Genomic DNA, 19,625 nt, shown 5'->3' on the forward strand with positions numbered 1-19,625 from the left:
GACAGCTCCACCAGAACCTGACCCCCCACCACTAGGAGATCGACATGGCAGCGAAGCCAGGTTTCGGCCGCCGCTCCCTGCTGCGGGGCGGACTCTCCGCCACCGCCGTCGGAGCCCTGGGCCTCGGCACACTCAGTGCCACCCAGGCCATCGCGTCCCCCGGCTCGTCCGGTAGCCGGGGCGGGCGCGCGGCGGCCGAGGAGCCGCGCATCTACACCACCGCCGAATGGGAGGCGCGACAGCCCGACGGGGAGATCGTCGTGCTGGACCACGTACCGACCTTCATCGTGGTCCACCACACGGCGGACCCCGGCAACAGCGAGGACTACTCGCTCGAACACGCGATGCAGATCTGCCGGGACATCCAGAACTACCACATGGACGGCCAGGGCTGGGGTGACACCGGACAGCAGTTCACCAACAGCCGCGGCGGCTTCATCCTGGAAGGCCGCCACCAGAGCCTCGACGTGGTGCGCGGTGGCACCCAGCACGTGCAGGGCGCCAACGTCGGCGGGCACAACAGCGAGGTCATCGGCATCGAGAACGAGGGCCTCTACACCGAGGTGGACGTTCCCCAGGACCTCTGGGACTCGCTGGTCGACCTCGTCGCGTGGATCGCCACCCAGTACGACCGGCCGGTCGAGAACATCATGGGGCACCGCGACTTCAACTCCACCGAGTGCCCCGGAGAGGTCCTGTACGGCCGTCTCCAGGAGCTGCGCGACGCCGTCGCCGGAGCCATGGGCGTCCCGAAGTCCAAGGCGCCGACGCCGTGGCCGCTGCTGCGCCCCGGCGCCTCCGGGCCGCGGGTCCGCGCCGCGCAGCACCTGCTGCGGGCGAAGGGCTTCACCTCGCTGCGCGCCGACGGGCGGTTCGGCGGGGCGACCAAGGAGGCGGTGGCCGCGCTCGCCGCCGACCACCGCATCGAGCAGCACTCCTGCTCGGCGATGCACCACAAGAAGGCCGACGAGACCGGCTACCTGGGCTCGGACATCTGGCCGCTGATCGCCCCGCGCGTCCAGCCGGGCGAGAACAGCGAGGTCGCCAAGGCGGTCAGCACCCTGCGCCAGGCGGGCGGCACCCGCGCCACCTCCGCGGGTGACCTGACCGAGCGTGACTGGAAGCGGCTGCTGGCCTGACGCCGCGCCCCGGGACCGGCCGCCGCGCGTCCTGGCCGGTCCCGGGCGATGACGGGTGAGGGGGCGCACCCCGGGTGCCGGGGTGCGCCCCCTCACGCTGCCGGAGCCGGACGGCTCAGCGGGGGAGCCGGGGGCCGCCGGCCAGTGGAACCCCGGTGCGCAGGCTCTGGAGGATCGACGGCAGCGAGTCGCGGCTCCGGGCCGCCTCCCGTGGAATCTCCGGCTCCCGTGGCGTCGTCGGCTGCCCCTCCGGCGGACGGTAGCCGCTGAGCCGAGCCGTCCCCCAGGTGTACGGATCAGCCTGCGCGCTGCCGAAGGACGACCAGGCCAGCCGGGACTGACCGGTCCGGTCACCGGTGTCCGAGTCGTACACCATGACGTTCGCGCTCAGCCGCTCCGGGTCGGCGGCGGCGGGCAGTTCCGTCAGCGGGACGCGCACCTCGACGGTGTAGCCGGAGTACGGGTCCTCGCTCTGGGAGGCCACCTCCACCCCGGGCGCCGGGCCCTGGTGGTTGTCCGCGTCGCGGGTCACGCAGGGGCCGCCGTCCCCGTCCGACGTGAGGGGCAGGACGCCGATCTTGTACGTGGGCGCCGTGGAGTCGGCGTCGCCCCTCGGATCGAGGGCCAACTCCACCGCGTCGGTGCGCCAGTGGCGTTTGCAGTCCCCCGAGTCCAGGGCGGCGCCCCGCTGTTCGTCCTCCACCCGGACCAGCGCGTAGAGGTCGTGCCCGTGCCGGGCGAGCTTCGCGCTCGCCGAGCAGTCCGCGGACGACTCGCAGGACTCGCCCTGCCAGTGCCCCAACTCCAGCTCCTCGCCCGGGTACTCGTCCGCCGACCCCGAACCGTCCACGGTGGGCGCGGTGTTGACCTCCGGCACCGTGGTGGAGGGCGGCTCCGGGTAGTCCGGCTGGGCCTCGTTGGCCAGCCACGGCATCTCCACCCGGTGGGCCCAGTCCCGGAACTCCGCGTAGACCGGGCGCAGTCCGGACTGGCTCCGCGCCTCGGAGGGTACGGGCTCACCGTCCTCGGCCAGCACCGTGAACCAGTCACAGCCCAACTTCTCGCGCGGCGTGGTGATTTTCTCCGGCTGGGCGTCGAAACCCTGCGTGACGTACTTGCGTTGGGCGTCCCGTTCGGCCTGTGCCCAGGTGCTGCCGTGCCGCTTCGACCAGGTGCCCTCCCAGTACCCGCGCACCGGCAGCCCGGTGGCCGGGTCGGTGGCCTTCTCCCGGGCGCACTCTCGCCCGGCCGGGCCGTCGAAGCCCCAGTTCTGCGCGAGCAGCGTGTCCGGCCGCCAGGCCTCGTACCCCTCCTCGGACAGCTGGCCCGGGAACGCCGAGGGATCGCCCGCCAGTTGGAACGCCTCCGCCGTCAGCCGCGCGGACAGCTGGTGCCCGCCGTGCTGGTCGAAGGGGCGGGGGTCCATGGTGACCACCGTGTCCGGGGTGGTCGCGCGGATGAGGCGGACCAGCCGCTCCAGGGTGTCGGTGGAGTCGGCGTCGTCCCAGACCCCGGCGGTCAGCGGGGCCGAGAGCGTGTACCAGAAGTCCGCCTTGTCCAGCGCGAAGACGTTCCGGACACCGGCGATCCCGACCGCCGCCCGCTCCTCGCGCTCCCGGATCAGGCCCAGCGGGGCGCCCTCCTCGGTGCCCGCCGCGTTGCCGCCGCCCTCGCCCCGGGTGATGGTGACGACACCGGCGCTGCGGCCCGAACTCTCCCCCCACTGGCCGAGGGTGGACAGTGCACCGGACTCGTCGTCCGGATGCGCCCCGACGAACAGCACGTCGTTGTGGGCCGGATTGGGTCTCTCCCGGGCGGTGGCCGGGTGCGCGGGCAGCAGCGCCCCCGCCGCGAGGGCCACGGCCGTCAGACCGACCGTGGCCGCTCTCCGGATCGCTGTCACTGAGGCCATCCGCGGTTCTCCTCCGTCTGCCGGGGTCGTGGGCTGGCTCGGCGGGGCGTGGGGCGGGACGGCCGCCCGGCGCGCCTCCTCGGCCGGATGTCATCCCTCCCCATCCGGCGCCCGGTTCTCACCCGTCATCCGCCCCACGGCCGCCGGTGCCGTCTTCGGCTCCGGTGTCCGCACCCGCGCCGCCCGTCCGCCGCCCGCTCCAACATCCGTCCCTCGTCGGGGAGTTGACTCCCGCCGCTCACCGTCCGGGGGCCTCGTCGCCGCTCGCCCCGGGGCACCGGCCCGCATCGGCCCACCGCTGGTTCCGCCAGGCGTAGAGCGCCGCCTGGGTGCGGTCGGTCACCCCGATCTTCCCGTAGATGGCCCGCGGATGGTTCTTCACGGTCTTCTCCGAGATGTCGAGTTCTTCTCCGAGATGCCGAGTCGCCGGGACACCCCGCGATTGGTCAGACCCTCCGCGACGAGCCGCAGCACCACGGCCTCCCGGGGCGTGAGATCCCCGTACTCGGCGAGCGCGGCCTCCTCGCACCGCGTTCCGGGCCGGGCCCCGGGCCGGGGCGGCACGCGCCGCCGCCCCGGCCACGCGGCGAAAGCGTCGGGGACGTCCCGCCGGAATCCGGTGACGCGCGCGGCGGTTACCGGATTTCTGAACCGAGAGCGATTACTGGGCCACCGCGGGCAGCGGCGGCAGTTCGTCCTCGTAGCGGGTCTCGCGAATCTCGATCGCCATGTCCACGCACCTCCTTTCGTCAAGGAACGAGATCGGCCAGGTATGCCAGTGGGCTATACCCACGACTTCGGCGACGTGGACAATTCTGCTGGCGTGGGAGCCGGACAACCATAGGTCGCTAGGCCCATAAGGTCGCCGCGCATTACACCGACCCTGGTCACGCCGCATTCTCCGCCGGGGAATTCGGGCTTCCCCCACCGCGGGGCGGCGCCTCCCGCGCCCCTCCGCCCCGAACGCGTCCGGGCTCGTCCGCCGGCGGACGTGTCTCCCCCCGGTGGGCGGACGCCCCACCCCACCGCGACGGTCGGACCCGTCCACGGCCGCGCGTCTCCCGGCGCTCCGGGGCGTGGCTGGCCGCACGCCCAAGATCCGGCCACAGGAGGCGAGTTGGCCGGGACGCCGGCCAAGTCCGGGGCGACCGGCGCCCCCGCGCTCCGCCGGAACAGCCGGACCACCAAGCCGTTCCCACCACGCCCAGCTCGGCGGTCCGCCCCCGCTCACCGGCGGACCGGAGCGTCGAATCTCCCCTGTGGTGAGGGGAGTTCGGCTGTCCCGGGCGACTCGGCCGGGGTGCGCGAACCGGTACCGGTACGCGCGAACACCCCCACGAGCAGAGCCGGTTGGGCCCGTCGGGGTGGCCCCTGGGTATCCGGGGCCGCCAGAACGCCCGGAGAAACGGGGGCTGTTGGGAACGTCACCAGGGCCGTCCGTGCCGGGTGGTGGAGGCGGCCCCCCGTCCCGCGCGGTGACCCGGGACCCGGTGGCGCCCCGTGCGGGCGGCGGTGGAGGGGCGGCCCCACGAGGCCGCCGCCTCAGGCGAGTTGGGGCGATGCCGGTACGTCGCGAACCCGCCGCGAGAAGCCACCGGGAGCCCACGCTCAGGGGCCGCGCGAATCCGCCACCCGGCCGCCCGGCAACCGCCGCCCGGGCCGCGGGCAACCCACCGCCAAACCCCGAGCGCCCCCCCGTCAAGCCTCCGTCAAGTCCCCGGACAACGCACCGAGAAGACCCGTCAGAAGTCCGTGTGGATTACCGCCGGAGAGGAAGTCGTCCCTCCCCACGGGATGACGCGGGAGACGGCGTCTGGTATACATTCAGAATGCCTTCGCAGCGCCCCTTCCGTTTCGGTGTCAACATGTTCGTCCCCGGTTCGCGACGTGAGTGGAGCGCGAAATGCCGGAGAGCCGAGGAACTCGGTTTCGACGTTGTCGGAGTAGCCGACCACCTGGAGTTCTCCGCACCGTTTCCCGCGATGGTACTCGCGGCCGAAAAGACCGAACGTGTGCGGCTGACAACCTTCGTGTTGAATACACCGTTCTACAATCCGGCCCTTCTCGCACGGGATGTGGCGAGCACCGACCAGTTCGTCGACGGACGTATGGAACTCGGGCTCGGCGCGGGGTACGTGAAAGCCGAGTACGACACCGCGGGGATACCGTTCCCCAGCGGTGGGCAGCGGGTCGAACAGCTGGAGCGGACCGTCACCGCACTGCGCGGCTACTTCGACGATCCCGACTACCAGCCACGCCCGGCACAGCCCTCCGGACCGCCCCTGCTGATCGCGGGCTGGGGCGACCGGCTCATGCGCCTGGCCGCCGCGCACGCCGACATCATCGCCTTCCCCGGCGGCTGGGCCAGCGCCACCGGTGAGGAGATCCACGTCGCCGGAGTCGCGCGGATGGAAGAGCGGATCTCCTACGTGCGCGGCCTCCTCGGCGACCGGGCCGACGCCGTCGAGCTGAACATCATGGTGCAGCAGGTGATTCCACCCGCCGAACGCGCCACGATGCCCGACAGGTTCGATCCGCACATGCCGGACGACGCCGCGGACGCCCCCGAGGACCTGCCCAGCGTGCTGGTCGGAACCCCCACCGAGATGGCCCGCCAACTCGAAGAACGCCGCGAGCGCTACGGCTTCACCTACTTCACGGTGATGGAGTACAACATGGAGAACTTCGCGCCGGTCATCGCCGCGCTTCGCTGAACCACACACGTCGCCACGCCGCCGCCGACCACGGCGGCCGTGACCGGGAGGGGTGCTCTCCGATGCGCAACGGCTCCGACTCCGGCGGTGGTACGGCCAGCGTGCCCCCCACGTCCGCCAGCCAGTCAAGCCCCACCACCCTGTTGCTGCTGCGCCACGGCGAGACGGCGCTGACTCCGCAGAAGCGGCTGTCCGGCAGCGGCGGCGACGATCCGGTCCTGTCGGAGACCGGACGGCACCAGGCCGAGGCCGCCGGGCGGGCGCTCGCGGAGCGCGGCGGGATACACGCCGTCGTCTCCTCACCGCTGTGCCGGGCCCGGCAGACGGCCGAGGCGGCGGCCCGGGGACTGGGCCTGGACGTCGACGTCGACGAGGGGCTCACCGAGGCGGACTTCGGGGCCTGGGAGGGACTGACCTTCGCCGAGGTCCGCGAGCGCTACCCGGACGAACTCGCCGCGTGGCGCGCCTCCCCGGCGGCCGCGCCGGGCCGGACGGGGGAGACGTTCACCGCGGTCGCGCGCCGGACCAGGCACGCCCGGGACCGGCTCCTCACCCGGTACCGGGGGCGGACGGTGCTGGTCGTCTCCCATGTCGGGGTGCTGCGGACGCTGGTGCGGCTGGCGCTGGGCGCGCCGCCCGCCTCGCTGTTCCGGATGGAGCTGGCCGCGGCCTCGCTGTCGACCGTCGACTACTACGCGGACGGCAACGCGTCGCTGCGCTCGCTCAACGACGTGGCGCACCTGGCCGGCCACCGCTGACCCCGGCGGACCGGGGGCGGTGGCCGGCGCGACGTTCGCGCCTCCACGGGTCCCTCAGTGGCGAACCGTCTTGGTGCGCATGAGGAACTCCGCGAGGTAGCCGTCGTGCGGCAGCCCGTAGTCCATCCACGGCGTCGGGTGGTTCCCGACGTAGACGTTGGAGATGCTCGGCTCGGCCACCAGCGTGTCGATCAGGTCCGCGTCGGTGGTGACGGCCGTCAGGACGAGGGTGTCGCGCAGCGGGCGCAGTCCGGCCTCGCGGTCCCACGGCGCGACCCACGCGCAGGGGAACCGCATCTCCATTCCGAGCTGTTCGGCGAAGGGGCTGTCGAGCTGGTGCACCGCGGGCCGGAGCACCGCGGAACCGTCCCCGAGATCGTCGACGACGCCGTCGCCGCCGAGCCACGCCTTGGTGCCCGCCGCCCGCTGCCGCAGATACCCGTCCCACCACCGGGCGAGTTCGAGGGGCTGCACCGGCAGCACCGCGCGGTCGTCCGTCGCGGGCAGGCTCGGCAGCGCGGCGAGGCGCTCGGTGATGGCCGCGGCCACCGGGGCGGGGTCGCCCTCGACCAGGACGGCGGTGGCGTTGACGCAACCGGCGCCCCCACCACCGCTGATCGACTCCACGAGGGTGTCGACGAGCGGCTCCCAGTCGGTCTCCGCGGTGATGAGGATCTTGGATCGGCCGGGCCCCTGCGGCAGCACCCGCGCGTCGTCCGCGTACTTGGCCACGACGTCCGCGCCGCCGTACACCATGCCCAGGTCGGCGTGGCGGAGGACGTCGTCGGCCACGTCGTGGTCGGTGGGCAGCAGGGCGACGCCCTCATTCCCGAAACCGGCCTCGCGCAGGGCGGTGACCAGCCGATGCGGGGTGAACGGCTCCCGGCGGGACGGACGCACCGCGACCCGGTAGCCGAGCGCGAGGGCGTCGAACCACCCCTGGTGCACCGCCGGATGGTTCCCGGCCGCCTGGACGGCGAACACCGAACCCCGTCGGGTCCACACCGCCGCACCATCCCGGACCCGTGGATCGCGCCACGAGGTGACCGCGCCCTCCGGCCGCGCGTTCTCCACGCTCTGGTGGATCCGCTCGGCGGCCCGCGCGAGGTCCCCGGTGGCCTCGCGCACCACCGTGATGGGTATCCCGGTCACCTCGGTGACGGTGCGCTGGTACTCCTCCGGCGTCATACCCGCGACCGGCTCGGTGGCGAAGGCCCTGGCCGCCCGCGCGAACGCCGCGATCCGCGCGTCGACGGGCAGCGTCGGCGCCCGGCGCAGGCCCCTCATCGCGCGGGTGACGTAGAGCGAGGGCGCGAGACTCAGCGACGCGACCGGGTTTCCGGCGAGGTCCTCGATGGTCTCCCGGCGCCGGGACCGGTAGGGGCCGCCGGGGCCGAGCACGTCCAGCGGCACCATCAGTACACACCCTCCACCACGGGGGTGTCGCTGAAGGACGCCACGGGCGTCACGTCCGCGACCGCGTCACCGAACCCGCCGTCCACCGGCGCGATCCGGGTCGCGTGGTCCCGCTCGACGTTGTTGACCAGCAGGGCGCTCCGGCTCATGTGGTGCAGCACGATCTGCCCGCGCTCGCCGTACGGCACGACCTGACCGGTCTCCGGGTCGACCACCCGGAAGGTGGTGTACGGGGCGAACGAGTCGAACACGCACGGCTCGTCGTCACCGAGACCGGGGCGCTCCACCGAGGTCCCCAGCATCATCGTGCCGCCGTAGCCGCCGACCATGGTGGCGCTGCCGAACACCTCGTCCCGCAGCAGGTCCCGGGTGTCCGCGTCCAGACTGGTACCGCCCCAGATGATCGCGCGGACCTTCCGGTTCACCAGCTCGACCAACTCGTCGTCCTGCGCGAGGCGTTCCAGCATCGGCGGGGTGGCGAAGAGGACGCCCACGTCCTGACTGGCCAGGATGTGACCGACCTGTTCGACGAGGTGCTCGGTGTAGGCCCCGACCACGTCCATCTGGCCGCGCGCGATCAGCTTCTTCACCCACCGCGGATCCAGGTCGATGCTGAAGTTCAGCCCACCCCGCAGCATCGCGGTGTCCACCGCCATGGCGCCCACGTTGTGCGGCCCGCTGGGAACCGCGCTGAGCCAGTCCACGTCGCGCGGTACGCCGTGCGCGTCCAGCCGCTCGCTGAACCACTCGACGCTGTGCCGGTGCCACTCCGTGGTGTACATCACGCGCTTGGGCTGCCCCGTGGTCCCGCCGCTCTCGTAGACGGTCGCCCCGTGCTCGTCCCCGAAACCCCGGGGGATCAGCTCACGGACGCCGACATCGCGCAGCTCGTCCACCACGTTGGGAAAGAGGCCGAGGTCGTCGAAGCCACGGACATCGGTCAGCGGGTCGAAGTCGAGACTCTCGGCCCGTTTCAGCCAGAACGACGACCCGGTCTCCGGGCTGAAGTGCCAGCGCATCATCTCCCGTACGAACTCCCCGTCAGCGTGCTCGACCATGGAATCTCCCTCTCGACAGAACTGAACTCACGCCTGGTGACTGCTGTGTTGACGCGGCGAACGGCACCCCGGAGGCGCACCTCCCGCTCTCCCCGCCCCCGTCGAATCTCCCCGCCCTCCGCGTACCTCCCCGCTCGCGTTCTTCCCGGTCTCCGCGTACCTCCCGGTTCGCCGCCCTCACGGGGCACCACGGGCGGGCGGTCTCCAGCCGCGCCGAACGGGTCCCGGAGGCCCGCCGTTTCCACCGCCCGTCGTGGCGGCGCCGGGTTCCGGCACGTCCGCCGCCGGGTGGACCCGGCCACCCGGCGGCGCGACGCTCCGTGCTTCGTCCACGGCCTCGTGGAGCCCTTCCGCCACCACGAGGCGCACGGCGGCCCCCGCACCGGAAGCCCCCGGTCATCCACCGCTCACGCGTCCGCGACTCGCTGAGCGGTCACGCCCGTTCGACGGTGTGGCGGACACCGCGCACGCGCCACGGCCATGGTGAACCCCCCTCCACGCTGCTCTCCGGTGTCGCTCCGCCGTCCTCGCCGCCGCTTCCCGCTATCCGGTCCCGGCCGGGTCACCGAGATGTCGGGCTGTGGAGAGCGCCGTCGTGTCGGTCCAGGACTCCTCGCCGAGCACGAGGTTCCGGATGATCTCCCCGGCGGCCGGTGCCTGGCACAGCCCCTGACCGGAGAACCCCGCCGCGTAGAGGAACCGGCGGGAGCGATCGTGGCCGATGAACGCCATCCCGTCCGGAGTGACGTCCAGGTTCCCGCTCCACCCGTGGTCGAGGGTGCTCCCGGCGAGCGCCGGGAACGTCGTACCGAGGTGGTGGGAGACCCGTTTCCGCCAGTCCTGCCGCGTCTCACCCGGAGCGGGGCGGCCCATCCCGACCAGGACGCGGTCTCCCCAGCTGCGGATGCGCAGACTGGACGGGTGCATGGTCATCGGCAGCGCGTCGCGCGGGGCGCCGCCCGGGGCGTCGGCCAGCAGCATGTCGACCGGATGGGGCGTCACGGGGACCCGCACGTCGGCCAGGGCGGCGACCGCCTCCGCCCAGGGCCCCGCCGCGCAGACGACGGTCCCGGCGTGGACACCGCCCGCCGGGGTGTCGACCCGCCCCTCCGGACCGATGCCGGTGACGGGGGTCTCCGTGCGCAGCACGGCGCCCGCCCGCCGGGCGGCCGCGGCGTAGCCCCGCACGATCCCCGCCGGATCGCAGGTGTAGGTCTCGGGGGCCCAGGCCGCCCCCAGAACGGCGCTCTCGTCGACCAGCGGGTTGAGCCGCGCCGCCTCCGCGGGGCCGACGAGTTCCACGTCCACCCCCGCCGCCCGCTGAGCGGCCTCGGTCCGCCGGAACTCCCGCACCTGCTCCTCGTCGGTGAACAGCACGAGGAGACCGATCCGCCGCAACCCGAGGTCGATTCCGGTCCGTTCGGTGAACGCCTGGTACGCCGCCAGGCTCCGGACGGCCAGACCGCTGATCAGCGCGTTGCCGGGAAAGTAGGTACGCACCACGCCCGCGGTCGTCCCGGAGGACCCCGAGCCGAGCGCCCCGCGCTCCAGCAGGACGGTACCGACACCCGCCTCGGCGAGCTGACACGCGATCGAGGTACCGATGACGCCCCCGCCGATGACGACGGCGTCCGCGCGTTCCGGGAGCCGACTCACGGCTGGCTGACCGCCTCGTCGGGGCGCAGCTGCCGCAGGTGGTCCCCGGAGTCCCACGGATACAGATGCAAGTTCCAGCCGCCCAGGCAGTTGACGTAGAGGGCGAGTTGGCTCACCACGCTCAGGAAGTCCTCGCGGTCGAGCTGGTCGAGGCAGCCCAGGAAGCGCTGGGTGAACTCCCAGAGCCGCTCCAGGCCGCAGTAGCCCAGGAACTCCGCCGGAAGACCGACCATCAGCCGCGCCATGTGCCGCAGCGACTCCAGCGGCATGCCCTGGACCGTCGCCCGGACCAGCCCGCCGTAGGTGGCGTACCCCAGCGGGCGGGTCTCACCGTTGACGAACAGGAGCGTGGGCAGGACCGTGTCGAAGCTCCCCGCCCCGGAGGGGATCACCCCCGCGTGGAGATCAGCGAGTTCCTGCGGTCCGGACAGCCAGTCCCGTTCGGTCGCGCTGTGCACGTCGTGGATGAGCCGCCGTGCCTCGGGGTCCGTGGCGGCCAGCAGCGGAATACGGTGACCGCCCTCGGAGCCCGCCCGGCGCACCTCCGCGAGAATCGGCTTCTTCGTCGAGTAGACCGAATCCCAGATCGCCCGCCCGGCCTCCAGCAGTCCGGGCATGTCCTCCTCCACGATCTGGCCGATCGGGGTCGCCGGCATCGGCTCCGTCAACGTGCCGTACTTGATGCCCAGATGCTGGAGGGCGGAGCAGAATATCGTGCCGTTGGGCGCGTCGCGTCGATCCGGAATCCGCTCCGAGGCGGGCAGGTGCAGCAGCGACGGAATCGGCGCCGCGTGGTACAGGTGCTCCCCCGCCACCAGTGCGTGACCCTGGAGACTCCGGTAGGGAAGCGACTCCCACAGGGCGTCGGCGAGTTCGGAGTTGCGGCCGTCGAGCTCCGCGGTCACGGTGATTCCCAGGTCGGGCCAGGAAATTTCGAGACGCCGACCGGAAGACGTGTCAGTCAAGGCTTTCCCTTTCGTTCGGAGATATCGCCGCGGCTGTTCTCGGCGAAGGAGTCACGGAAGAAGTCGGATTCCCCGTCGTCGTGGTGACGGCCGGCGCTGACCTCGGCACACCCACGGTGTTCCGCGCGGTTCCCCGGTTGTCCGGCGCGCGGGGGCACGACACACGAACACGCGTCACGAACACGCGGCCGGGCACGGGGAGTTCGCTCGCCGCCGCGCACGGCCTCGCCCGCCGCGCCACACGGCCGCGAGAGCGCCGCGTCACGGGCCGCCAGCGATGACAGGGGTTCGGATAACCCGGGGGTCAGTGGGCAGATCTCATCTACGTCCTCGCGAGGGAGCACTGGTGCTGGTTGACGGTGAGGAGCGCGCGCGGCAGGGCGGTGAACCGGCGGGCTGAGCCGGACCACAGGGGCGCGCGCCCGGGCTGGACCGCGTGAACGGCCGTTCCGCGAGGGCTCGCGGACGTGCCGAGGACGGCACTGGCCCGCACGTGGCCGGCGGGTGTCGCCCTCGGGCGCTGGGGGATCGGGGGTGGACGGGTGCCGCTGGCACGGGAGGAGCCGGACCCCGTGGTGGTCACGGCGTCCTGACGGTGGTGGACTCGGTGACGCCACCCGGCGCGGGAGGCGCTTGGGCGTACGGGGGCGCGTCGGGCCTCGACAGGGAGGAGCGGCTCCTCCCAGGCGGGGGTCAACGCCCGTGCGTACATGGCGTGTTCGGGACGAAGGGCCTGGTGGGACGGGTCGGGGGTGGCCGCGGTGGCCAGGCTGGCGCCGCGCCGGACGGACATCGGGGCGCCGTCCAGCGGTGGTGCCGCTCCTCCCGGGGCGGCCGGGGCGTCGGCCGGACCGGGGTCAGCAGGGGGGAGGGTGGCGCGGCCCTCGGGGAGGTGACGGTGGGGGTGAGGGTGGGGGCGCTCGACACGGTCCGAAGGCGGCGTCCGAGCGGTTCACGGTGGTGCCCCGGGCGAGGAGAACCGGCGGCGCGAGCGCCCGGCCGACGGAGCCAGGGCTCGGCAGACGCCGCCCGCGTCAGTCCTTCGGGCGGTCAGGTTCTCTCGTCAGGGCACCGGGGTGGTGGGTGGGGGGTGTGGCGCGGTGGGCGACCGCCGAAGCTCCCTGGGACGCACGGTGATTGACGGTCCACGGGACGTCGAGGGGCTTCGGAGTGTGAGGGGTCCCGCTCTCATCCGGACCAGGAACGGCGAGACGCGCTCGGGCACCCGGAGGGACAGCGGCTGTCTTCGACACGCCTCATCAGTCATTTACGCCGCTCGGGAAGGGGCGTGCAGGTCTCTGATCACGCGTGGGCGACGACCCGCGTGCTTCCTGGCGGGGTTCCCGGGAGCAGCGTCACCTGCGCCGGATTCACGCGCCACGTCGACATACCCGTACTCCGGATTTCCTTGGAATGTCTCCGCGCGATACCCCCTCCGGTGGGCAGAGGGGGGAGAAGGAAAATCAACAGCGACACGGCCGTGGGTGAAATTCCCGGTGAAACCGTGTGCTTCGTAAAGGTCGACCTCGTTATAGATATGTCCACTGACAGAAACTGGATCGCTCATGTGAAGCTGCCAAACGAACCGGTCTAACAAGGATTCCTCCGGGGTCTACCGAGGTCTTCCTAAACGCTGCCGTGTCTCAATTAGACAATCATGCCAGGACTAAGTGGTCAACCCTTCGCATCGGATCTGATCGATCTACCCAGGCGGTGCCGTGTGGACGCCCGGAAGCCGCCCGGTGGGCCGATGCCGGAGACCCGGCACACCCCCGCGACGGGACCACCCCGCGACGACCGCGGCCGCCCCGGCGTGTCCGCCCGGCCGGGCAACAGACCCCCACGGGCGGGCAGTTGGCCGACGCCCCCCTCGGGCAACCGGGGCGCGGCCCCGGACCCGTCGCGGCCCGGGCGCGGGGTGGACCGACGGCTGACCGCCCGCGCGGTCGGCTCGACGACGGTGGCGACCACGCGGGGAATCCGGTCGGCGGCGGAGACCCCCCGCGTCCGGACGGAGCGGGCCAACCGGGTGCCCGGCCGATGTGCGCTTCTGGAAATGTCCATCCGCCCCGGACGGAGGACTCCGTATCACTTCGGTGGAGGGCGGCGGGGCGCGGAAAGGCACGGAGCGTCGCGACCGTAACGCTCGCGGAAAACCGGAGACCGGATAACCGGAATCCGAATTCCGCGGGTGATGAGTTGAGGGAGTGAGGGAACCGCGCTCCTTCCGCCCGGGGAACGTGACGGGCCGACCTAGCGCACCGCACCCCTCGTCCCGCACGGATCCGCCGAGACCGGATGGCCCGCGCCTCCGGCTCCCACGCGAGCCACCCCGGACCGGCGGCCGCACGGCGCCGGCGGTCGACGCGTCCGTGGCCCCCGCCGCTCCCCGCACGTTCCCCTCGTGGGGCACAGCGGTCAGCGGACCCGGCTCGGGGGTGCTCACGCGCCACACTCCTCGCGCTCCTCGCGACCGGCGCCCGACCGCGAAGACGTGGCGGCGATGACGGCGGCGTGGACGTGACCGCGATGACGTGGCGCACGAGCCCGTGACCACGACGAAGGGCCGGACACGGTCTCCCTGTGTCCGGCCCTTCGTTCCTGGTACTCGCGCTGGTCAGCGGGCGAAAGCCCAGCTGGTCGCGGAGTACCCCCGGCAGGATTCGAACCTGCGCACACGGCTCCGGAGGCCGTTGCTCTATCCCCTGAGCTACGGGGGCTTGTCGCTGCTCTGCGGCGGCGACGAGGAAAACACTACCAGCACTCGGGCGGTGCTCCGGAACCGATTCCTGGGAGGCGAACGGCCGCGCGGTGGGAGGCGGTGGAGCATGGCCGAACGGTGGTGGAACCCGGGACGGGGGCGGGTCCCGGGGCGGGTGGGGGGTAGGGGACCGCGGGACGAAGGGCGGGGGACCGCAGCGGGGTGGGGGACCGCGGGGTGGGGGTGGGGGGACCGCAGGGTGGGGGGTGGGGGAACAGGGGCCGGGGGAAATGGGCAAAACCCGGACGCGGCAGGAGGGGCCCACCTAGGCTGTGTGGTGTGCCAGGTATGTCCGGCCGGGTCCTTGTCGTCGACGACAGCGAGGTCATCCGGCAGTTGATCAGGGTGAACCTTGAGCTTGAGGGCTTCGAGGTCTCGACCGCCGTGGACGGCGCCGAGTGCCTGGAGGTCGTGCACGGCGTGCGGCCCGATGTGATCACGCTGGACAGCGTGATGCCCCGGCTCGACGGGCTGCGGACGGCCGAGCGCCTGCGGGCGGATCCACGGACGCGGGACATCCCCCTGGCTATGGTCAGCGCCTGTTCGCTGGCGGAGATGGGGGCGGGCGGCGCGGAGGCGCGGCTGGACGCCTTCCTCGCGAAGCCCTTCGAACCGGTCGAGTTGGTGCGGATGGTGCGCCGCCTCACGGCGCACGCGCCGAACCCCCGGGGGGCGGACGTTCCGGGGAACTCCGGTCCGGGCGAGGTGGACGGGGCGCTCCCCTTCATGCCGTAGCCGCCGTGTGCCGTACCCGCGTCGGCCGTGGCGAGCGGATCGCGACGTCACCGGTACCGATGTCCTGACCGCCGGTGGATGAGCGTGGCCGGTCGGCGGCCCGGAGTCCGGTGCTGGGCGCCGCTCCCATACGCTTGACCCGTGACACCCGCCCAGCTTTCGCGCACCGTGCTGCGGTCGCTCCGGCACGCCGTGACGACCGGCGAACTGCGGCTGCGGGAGCACGCGAGGCTGCCGGAGCGGGTCGTCGTCGAGTCGCCACCGCGCCGGGGCCCGGGCGACTACGGAACGGGTGTCGCCTTCCAGCTGGCTCAGGTCACCGGGCGCCCGCCGGGGGAGCTCGCCGCGCTGCTGGCCCGGCTGCTGCTGGCGGAGCCCGCGGTCGCGGAGGCCGAGGTGTCCGGCGGCGGTTTCCTGAACGTCACCCTGGCGGTGACGGCGCGCGCCGCGCTGCTGGACGAACTGCGGACGGCCCCGGCGGGCCCGGACGCCGAGTCTGGCGCCCCCGCCGAGGCGGCGCCGTCCGCCGGCCGCGCGGACGACCTCCAGCCCCGAGCTTCCGGGAGCGGGCCCGTCGACGGGCGCTTCGCGACGTACGGCGCGGCGGACCGCCCCGGAGCGGACATCGCGCGGTGGGCGGCGGCGACCGGCGATGATCCGGCGGCTCTGGCGGTTCGCACCGAGGGCTCCAGCTCGCTCTTTCGTGTGCAGTACGCCCACTCCAGAGCGCGAACCCTGCTGCGGGGCGGCCGCACGATGGGCGTACCGGCCCGCGTCGACGCCGGGATCCGGGCGGACGGCGGAATGGAGGGCGCCGGGGGAGCGGAGATCTCCGGGAGGCCGCGTGCCGGGGCCGCCCCGGAAGCGCGCGGCGGGCGGGATGGCGGCGCGGCCCCGGAGTTCGTGCGGGTGCTCGCGCTGCTGGCGGACCATCGCCGGGTGGTGGAGGCGGCGGTGGCGAGCCGGACGGCCCGGCACCTGGAGGCGGTCGCGGAGGCGTTCCTCCGGTTTCAGGACGGCTGCCATCCGCTGCCCCGAGGCGACGAGAAACCCGGGGCCGTCCACCGCGTCCGGCTGGCGCTCACCGAGGCGACGGCCACGGCGCTGGGGGACGGCCTGTACCGGCTGGGTGTGTCCGCGCCCGCGCGGATCTGACCACCGGCGACCGAGACCGGAGCGGACGGCGACGAGGGCCGGACCGGAGCCGTTCCCCCGGAACACCGGATCCGCCCGGATCGCCGAATCCCCGGGTCGTCGGGACCGTCGGATTCGCCAGGGGGACCGCGGTCCGCCACGGTCCCGCGATCCGGCGACACGGTCCCGAGCCCCGGCACGGCTCCCGGTCCGCCGCACAACTCCACAGCTCCGTGGCCGCCGGAGCACCCGAACCCCGGGCCCTCGGACCCGGGGCCGTGTGCCTCGGCCGCCGTCCCGGACGGACCGCAATCCGTCGCTTCCGGCGGAGCGGGGAACCGTCCGGCCGGTCACCGGCTCCCCGTGGCCGGGCCCGGCGCCGTCCCACGTGGCCCACCCCGCCGGGACGCCCGCCACCGGGAGTCCGTCGGCCACCGGCACCCCGAACCACCGAGACCGTCAGCACCACCGAAGACCCGTCAGCACCACCGAGAACCGTCAGCACCAGCGAAGACCCGTCAGCAGAGCAAGGAACGCGAAGCCCATGAGCCGTTCAGCGCACCCCGCAGGTCCCCGTCACGCCGATGTGCTCCCCGAGGGGCGCCCCGGGGGCTCTGTGCCGCCCGGCGACCTCAACACGCTGGACCCCCGGGTCTGGCCGCGCACCGCGCACCGCGCCGAGGACGGCGCCGTCCGGCTCGGCGGGCTCGACCTGCGCCGGTTCGCCGAGGAGTTCGGCACCCCCGCCTACGTCCTGGACGAGGAGGACTTCCGCGCCCGCTGCCGGGCCTGGCGGGAGGCGTTCGGCCCGGACGCGGACGTCTTCTACGCGGGCAAGGCGTTCCTCAGCCGCGCGGTGGTCCGCTGGCTCCGCGAGGAGGGGCTGAACCTCGACGTGTGCTCGGCCGGGGAACTGGCCACCGCGCTGGACGCCGGTATGCCGGCCGAGCGCGTGGCGCTGCACGGCAACAACAAGTCCGGCGCGGAGATCGAGCGGGCGGTACGGGCGGGGGTGGGCCGCATCGTGCTCGACTCCTTCCAGGAGATCGTCCGGGTGGCCGACGTGGCGGCACGGCTCGGCGTGCGGCAGCCCGTGCAGATCCGCGCCACCGTCGGCGTCGAGGCGCACACCCACGAGTTCATCGCCACGGCGCACGAGGACCAGAAGTTCGGCCTGGCGCTCAGCGACGGGCAGGCCGCGGAGGCGGTGCGCCGGGTGCTCGGACTGGACAGCCTGGAGCTGCTCGGCATCCACTCGCACATCGGCTCGCAGATCTTCGACCTGGCCGGGTTCGAGGTCTCCGCGCGCCGCGTCGTCGGGCTGCTCCGCGAGATCCGCGACGAGCACGGCGTCGAACTGCCGGAGATCGACCTGGGCGGCGGGCTCGGCATCGCCTACACCCCCGACGACGATCCGCGGGCCCCCGCGGACATCGCGAAGGCGCTGCGCGAGATCGTCGCCCGCGAGTGCGAGGCGGCGGGGCTGGCGGTACCGCGGCTCTCGGTCGAGCCGGGCCGCGCGATCGTCGGCCCGACGGCGGTGACGCTGTACGAGGTCGGTACCGTCAAGGAGCTGGAGGGCCTGCGGACGTACGTCAGCGTGGACGGCGGGATGTCGGACAACATCCGCACCGCGCTGTACGACGCCGAGTACACCGTGGCGCTGGTCTCCCGCTCCTCCTCGGCCGAGCCGATGCTGAGCCGGGTGGTCGGCAAGCACTGCGAGAGTGGTGACATCGTGGTGCGGGACGCCTTCCTCCCCGCGGACCTGGCGCCGGGCGACCTGATCGCGGTGCCCGCCACCGGCGCGTACTGCCGGTCGATGGCGAGCAACTACAACCACGCGCTGCGTCCGCCGGTGGTCGCGGTGCGGGACGGCCGGGGGCGGGTGATCGTCCGCCGGGAGACGGAGGAGGACCTCCTCCGTCTCGATGTCGGTTAACGAGATATGTGTCCCACATAGTGGAATCAGCGGGGAATCTCCGTACCCGTACGTGAGACTTGAGAGGGCTGTGCCCTGGGGCGGAGAGCCCGGACGAGCCGTGACGAGAAACTGAGAGACGAGGTCAGATGATGCGTACGCGTCCGCTGAAGGTGGCGCTGCTGGGCTGTGGGACGGTCGGCTCAGAGGTGGCGCACATCATGACGACGCACGCGGACGACCTCGCCCAGCGCATCGGCGCCCCGCTGGAGCTGGCCGGGGTGGCCGTGCGCCGCCCCGACCGCGTCCGCGAGGGCGTCGACCCCGCGCTGGTCACCACCGACGCCCGGGCCCTCGCCGCGCGCGGCGACATCGACATCGCCGTCGAGGTCATCGGCGGTATCGAACCGGCCCGCTCGCTGATCACCACCGCCGTCGAGCACGGCGCCAGCGTGGTGACGGCGAACAAGGCGCTGCTCGCCGAGGACGGCCCCACCCTGCACGCCGTCGCCGAGAAACACGGCGCCGACCTCTTCTACGAGGCCGCCGTCGCCGCCGCCATCCCGCTGGTGCGCCCGCTGCGCGAGTCGCTGGCCGGGGACACCGTCAACCGGGTGCTGGGCATCGTCAACGGCACGACCAACTTCATCCTCGACCGGATGGACTCCAGTGGCGCCGGATACAGCGAGGCGCTGGACGAGGCGACCGCCCTGGGATACGCGGAGGCCGACCCCACCGCCGACGTGGAGGGGTTCGACGCGGCCGCGAAGGCCGCGATCCTCGCCGGGATCGCCTTCCACACCCGGGTGCGTCTCGACGACGTCCACCGGGAGGGCCTGACCGAGGTCACCGCCGCCGACATCGCCTCCGCCACCCGGATGGGCTGCACCGTCAAGCTGCTCGCCATCTGCGAGCGGGCTGCCGACGGGCGGTCGGTGACCGCGCGGGTGCACCCGGCGATGATCCCGCGCAGCCACCCGCTGGCCAGCGTCCGCGAGGCGTACAACGCGGTCTTCGTCGAGTCGGAGGCCGCGGGCCAGCTGATGTTCTACGGCCCGGGGGCCGGTGGCGCGCCCACCGCCTCCGCGGTTCTGGGCGACCTGGTCGCCGCGGGCCGGAACAAGCTGAACGGGGCGCGGGGCCCCGGCGAGTCCGCCTACACCCAGCTGCCGGTCTCCCCGATGGGCGAGGTGGTCACCCGCTACCACATCAGCCTCGACGTGGCCGACCGGCCGGGCGTCCTCGCCCAGGTCGCCACGGTCTTCGCCGAGCACGGCGTCTCCATCGACACCGTGCGGCAGCAGGGCAAGGAGGGCTCCTACGGCGACGCCTGGCTCGTCGTCGTCACACACCGCGCTCCCGACGCCGCGCTCAGCGCGACCGTCGAGGCTCTGCGCAAACTGGATACCGTACGCGGCGTCGCGAGCATCATGCGGGTCGAAGGGGAGTAAAGGAA

14 protein-coding genes, 1 tRNA gene and 1 pseudogene are annotated in these 19,625 nt (G+C 73.1%); 7 read left to right on the plus strand and 9 right to left on the minus strand.

Annotation, left to right across the window (positions count from 1 at the left end; all coding sequences use genetic code 11):
- Positions 1–44 precede the first annotated feature (44 nt).
- Positions 45–1,139 (plus strand): N-acetylmuramoyl-L-alanine amidase, encoded by a 1,095-nt coding sequence (locus E0L36_RS11855; protein ID WP_180928984.1) that lies wholly within the window; start codon positions 45–47, stop codon positions 1,137–1,139.
- A gap of 115 nt (positions 1,140–1,254) precedes the next feature.
- Here E0L36_RS11855 and E0L36_RS11860 read toward each other — a convergent pair whose 3' ends face one another.
- The 4 genes from E0L36_RS11860 to E0L36_RS27625 all read right to left on the minus strand — a co-directional run bounded on the left by E0L36_RS11860 (position 1,255) and on the right by E0L36_RS27625 (position 3,844).
- Entirely contained in the window at positions 1,255–3,051 is a 1,797-nt protein-coding gene (locus E0L36_RS11860; RefSeq protein WP_180928985.1) for a sugar-binding protein, read from the minus strand.
- A 238-nt stretch (positions 3,052–3,289) separates the two neighbouring features.
- Entirely contained in the window at positions 3,290–3,433 is a 144-nt protein-coding gene (locus E0L36_RS27620) for a hypothetical protein (protein WP_258016146.1), read from the minus strand.
- Positions 3,430–3,615, minus strand: a complete 186-nt coding sequence (locus tag E0L36_RS28505; RefSeq protein ID WP_374705527.1) for a LuxR C-terminal-related transcriptional regulator — start codon at positions 3,613–3,615, stop codon at positions 3,430–3,432. The genes E0L36_RS27620 and E0L36_RS28505 overlap by 4 nt, the downstream gene beginning before the upstream one ends.
- 97 nt (positions 3,616–3,712) lie before the next feature.
- Positions 3,713–3,844, minus strand: a complete 132-nt coding sequence (locus tag E0L36_RS27625) for a hypothetical protein (protein WP_258016147.1) — start codon at positions 3,842–3,844, stop codon at positions 3,713–3,715.
- Positions 3,845–4,880: 1,036 nt separating this feature from the next.
- Between E0L36_RS27625 and E0L36_RS11870 the strand changes: the two genes are divergently transcribed.
- Positions 4,881–5,765: an LLM class F420-dependent oxidoreductase gene (locus tag E0L36_RS11870; protein ID WP_180928986.1), complete on the plus strand. Its 885-nt coding sequence runs from the start codon at positions 4,881–4,883 to the stop codon at positions 5,763–5,765.
- 137 nt (positions 5,766–5,902) lie between these two features.
- Positions 5,903–6,523: pseudogene (locus tag E0L36_RS11875) on the plus strand (histidine phosphatase family protein); the annotation flags it as partial.
- 54 nt (positions 6,524–6,577) lie between these two features.
- On the opposite strand, the gene E0L36_RS11880 reads toward E0L36_RS11875, so the two are convergent.
- The 5 genes from E0L36_RS11880 to E0L36_RS11900 form a co-directional block, all read right to left on the minus strand.
- A complete protein-coding gene (locus E0L36_RS11880; RefSeq protein ID WP_180928988.1) occupies positions 6,578–7,939 on the minus strand; it encodes an aldehyde dehydrogenase family protein in 1,362 nt (453 codons plus the stop codon).
- Positions 7,939–8,997, minus strand: a complete 1,059-nt coding sequence (locus tag E0L36_RS11885) for an AMP-binding protein (RefSeq protein ID WP_180928989.1) — start codon at positions 8,995–8,997, stop codon at positions 7,939–7,941. The genes E0L36_RS11880 and E0L36_RS11885 overlap by 1 nt, the downstream gene beginning before the upstream one ends.
- Positions 8,998–9,540: 543 nt before the next feature.
- Entirely contained in the window at positions 9,541–10,653 is a 1,113-nt protein-coding gene (locus E0L36_RS11890) for an FAD-binding oxidoreductase (RefSeq protein ID WP_180928990.1), read from the minus strand.
- On the minus strand, positions 10,650–11,558 hold the full coding sequence (locus tag E0L36_RS11895) for a hypothetical protein (protein ID WP_308416735.1): 909 nt from the start codon (positions 11,556–11,558) through the stop codon (positions 10,650–10,652). The genes E0L36_RS11890 and E0L36_RS11895 overlap by 4 nt, the downstream gene beginning before the upstream one ends.
- A gap of 2,708 nt (positions 11,559–14,266) precedes the next feature.
- Positions 14,267–14,338: transfer RNA gene (locus E0L36_RS11900), tRNA-Arg, on the minus strand.
- Positions 14,339–14,667: 329 nt separating this feature from the next.
- On the opposite strand from E0L36_RS11900, the gene E0L36_RS11905 reads away from it, so the two are divergent.
- The 4 genes from E0L36_RS11905 (at position 14,668) to E0L36_RS11920 (ending at position 19,620) form a co-directional block, all read left to right on the plus strand.
- The gene (locus E0L36_RS11905) at positions 14,668–15,114 is read left to right on the plus strand and encodes a response regulator (protein ID WP_180929951.1); all 447 of its coding nucleotides are present in this window, start codon (positions 14,668–14,670) and stop codon (positions 15,112–15,114) included.
- Positions 15,115–15,255: 141 nt separating this feature from the next.
- Positions 15,256–16,269 carry a DALR anticodon-binding domain-containing protein gene (locus tag E0L36_RS11910; protein WP_180928992.1) on the plus strand — a complete coding sequence of 338 codons (1,014 nt, stop codon included), beginning with the start codon at positions 15,256–15,258 and terminating at the stop codon, positions 16,267–16,269.
- 523 nt (positions 16,270–16,792) lie between these two features.
- A complete protein-coding gene (gene lysA, locus E0L36_RS11915; RefSeq protein WP_180928993.1) occupies positions 16,793–18,190 on the plus strand; it encodes a diaminopimelate decarboxylase in 1,398 nt (465 codons plus the stop codon).
- A gap of 131 nt (positions 18,191–18,321) precedes the next feature.
- A complete protein-coding gene (locus tag E0L36_RS11920; protein ID WP_180929952.1) occupies positions 18,322–19,620 on the plus strand; it encodes a homoserine dehydrogenase in 1,299 nt (432 codons plus the stop codon).
- Positions 19,621–19,625 lie beyond the last annotated feature (5 nt).

Source organism: Streptomyces sp. AJS327, from assembly GCF_013450295.1.
Lineage (GTDB): Bacteria > Actinomycetota > Actinomycetes > Streptomycetales > Streptomycetaceae > Streptomyces.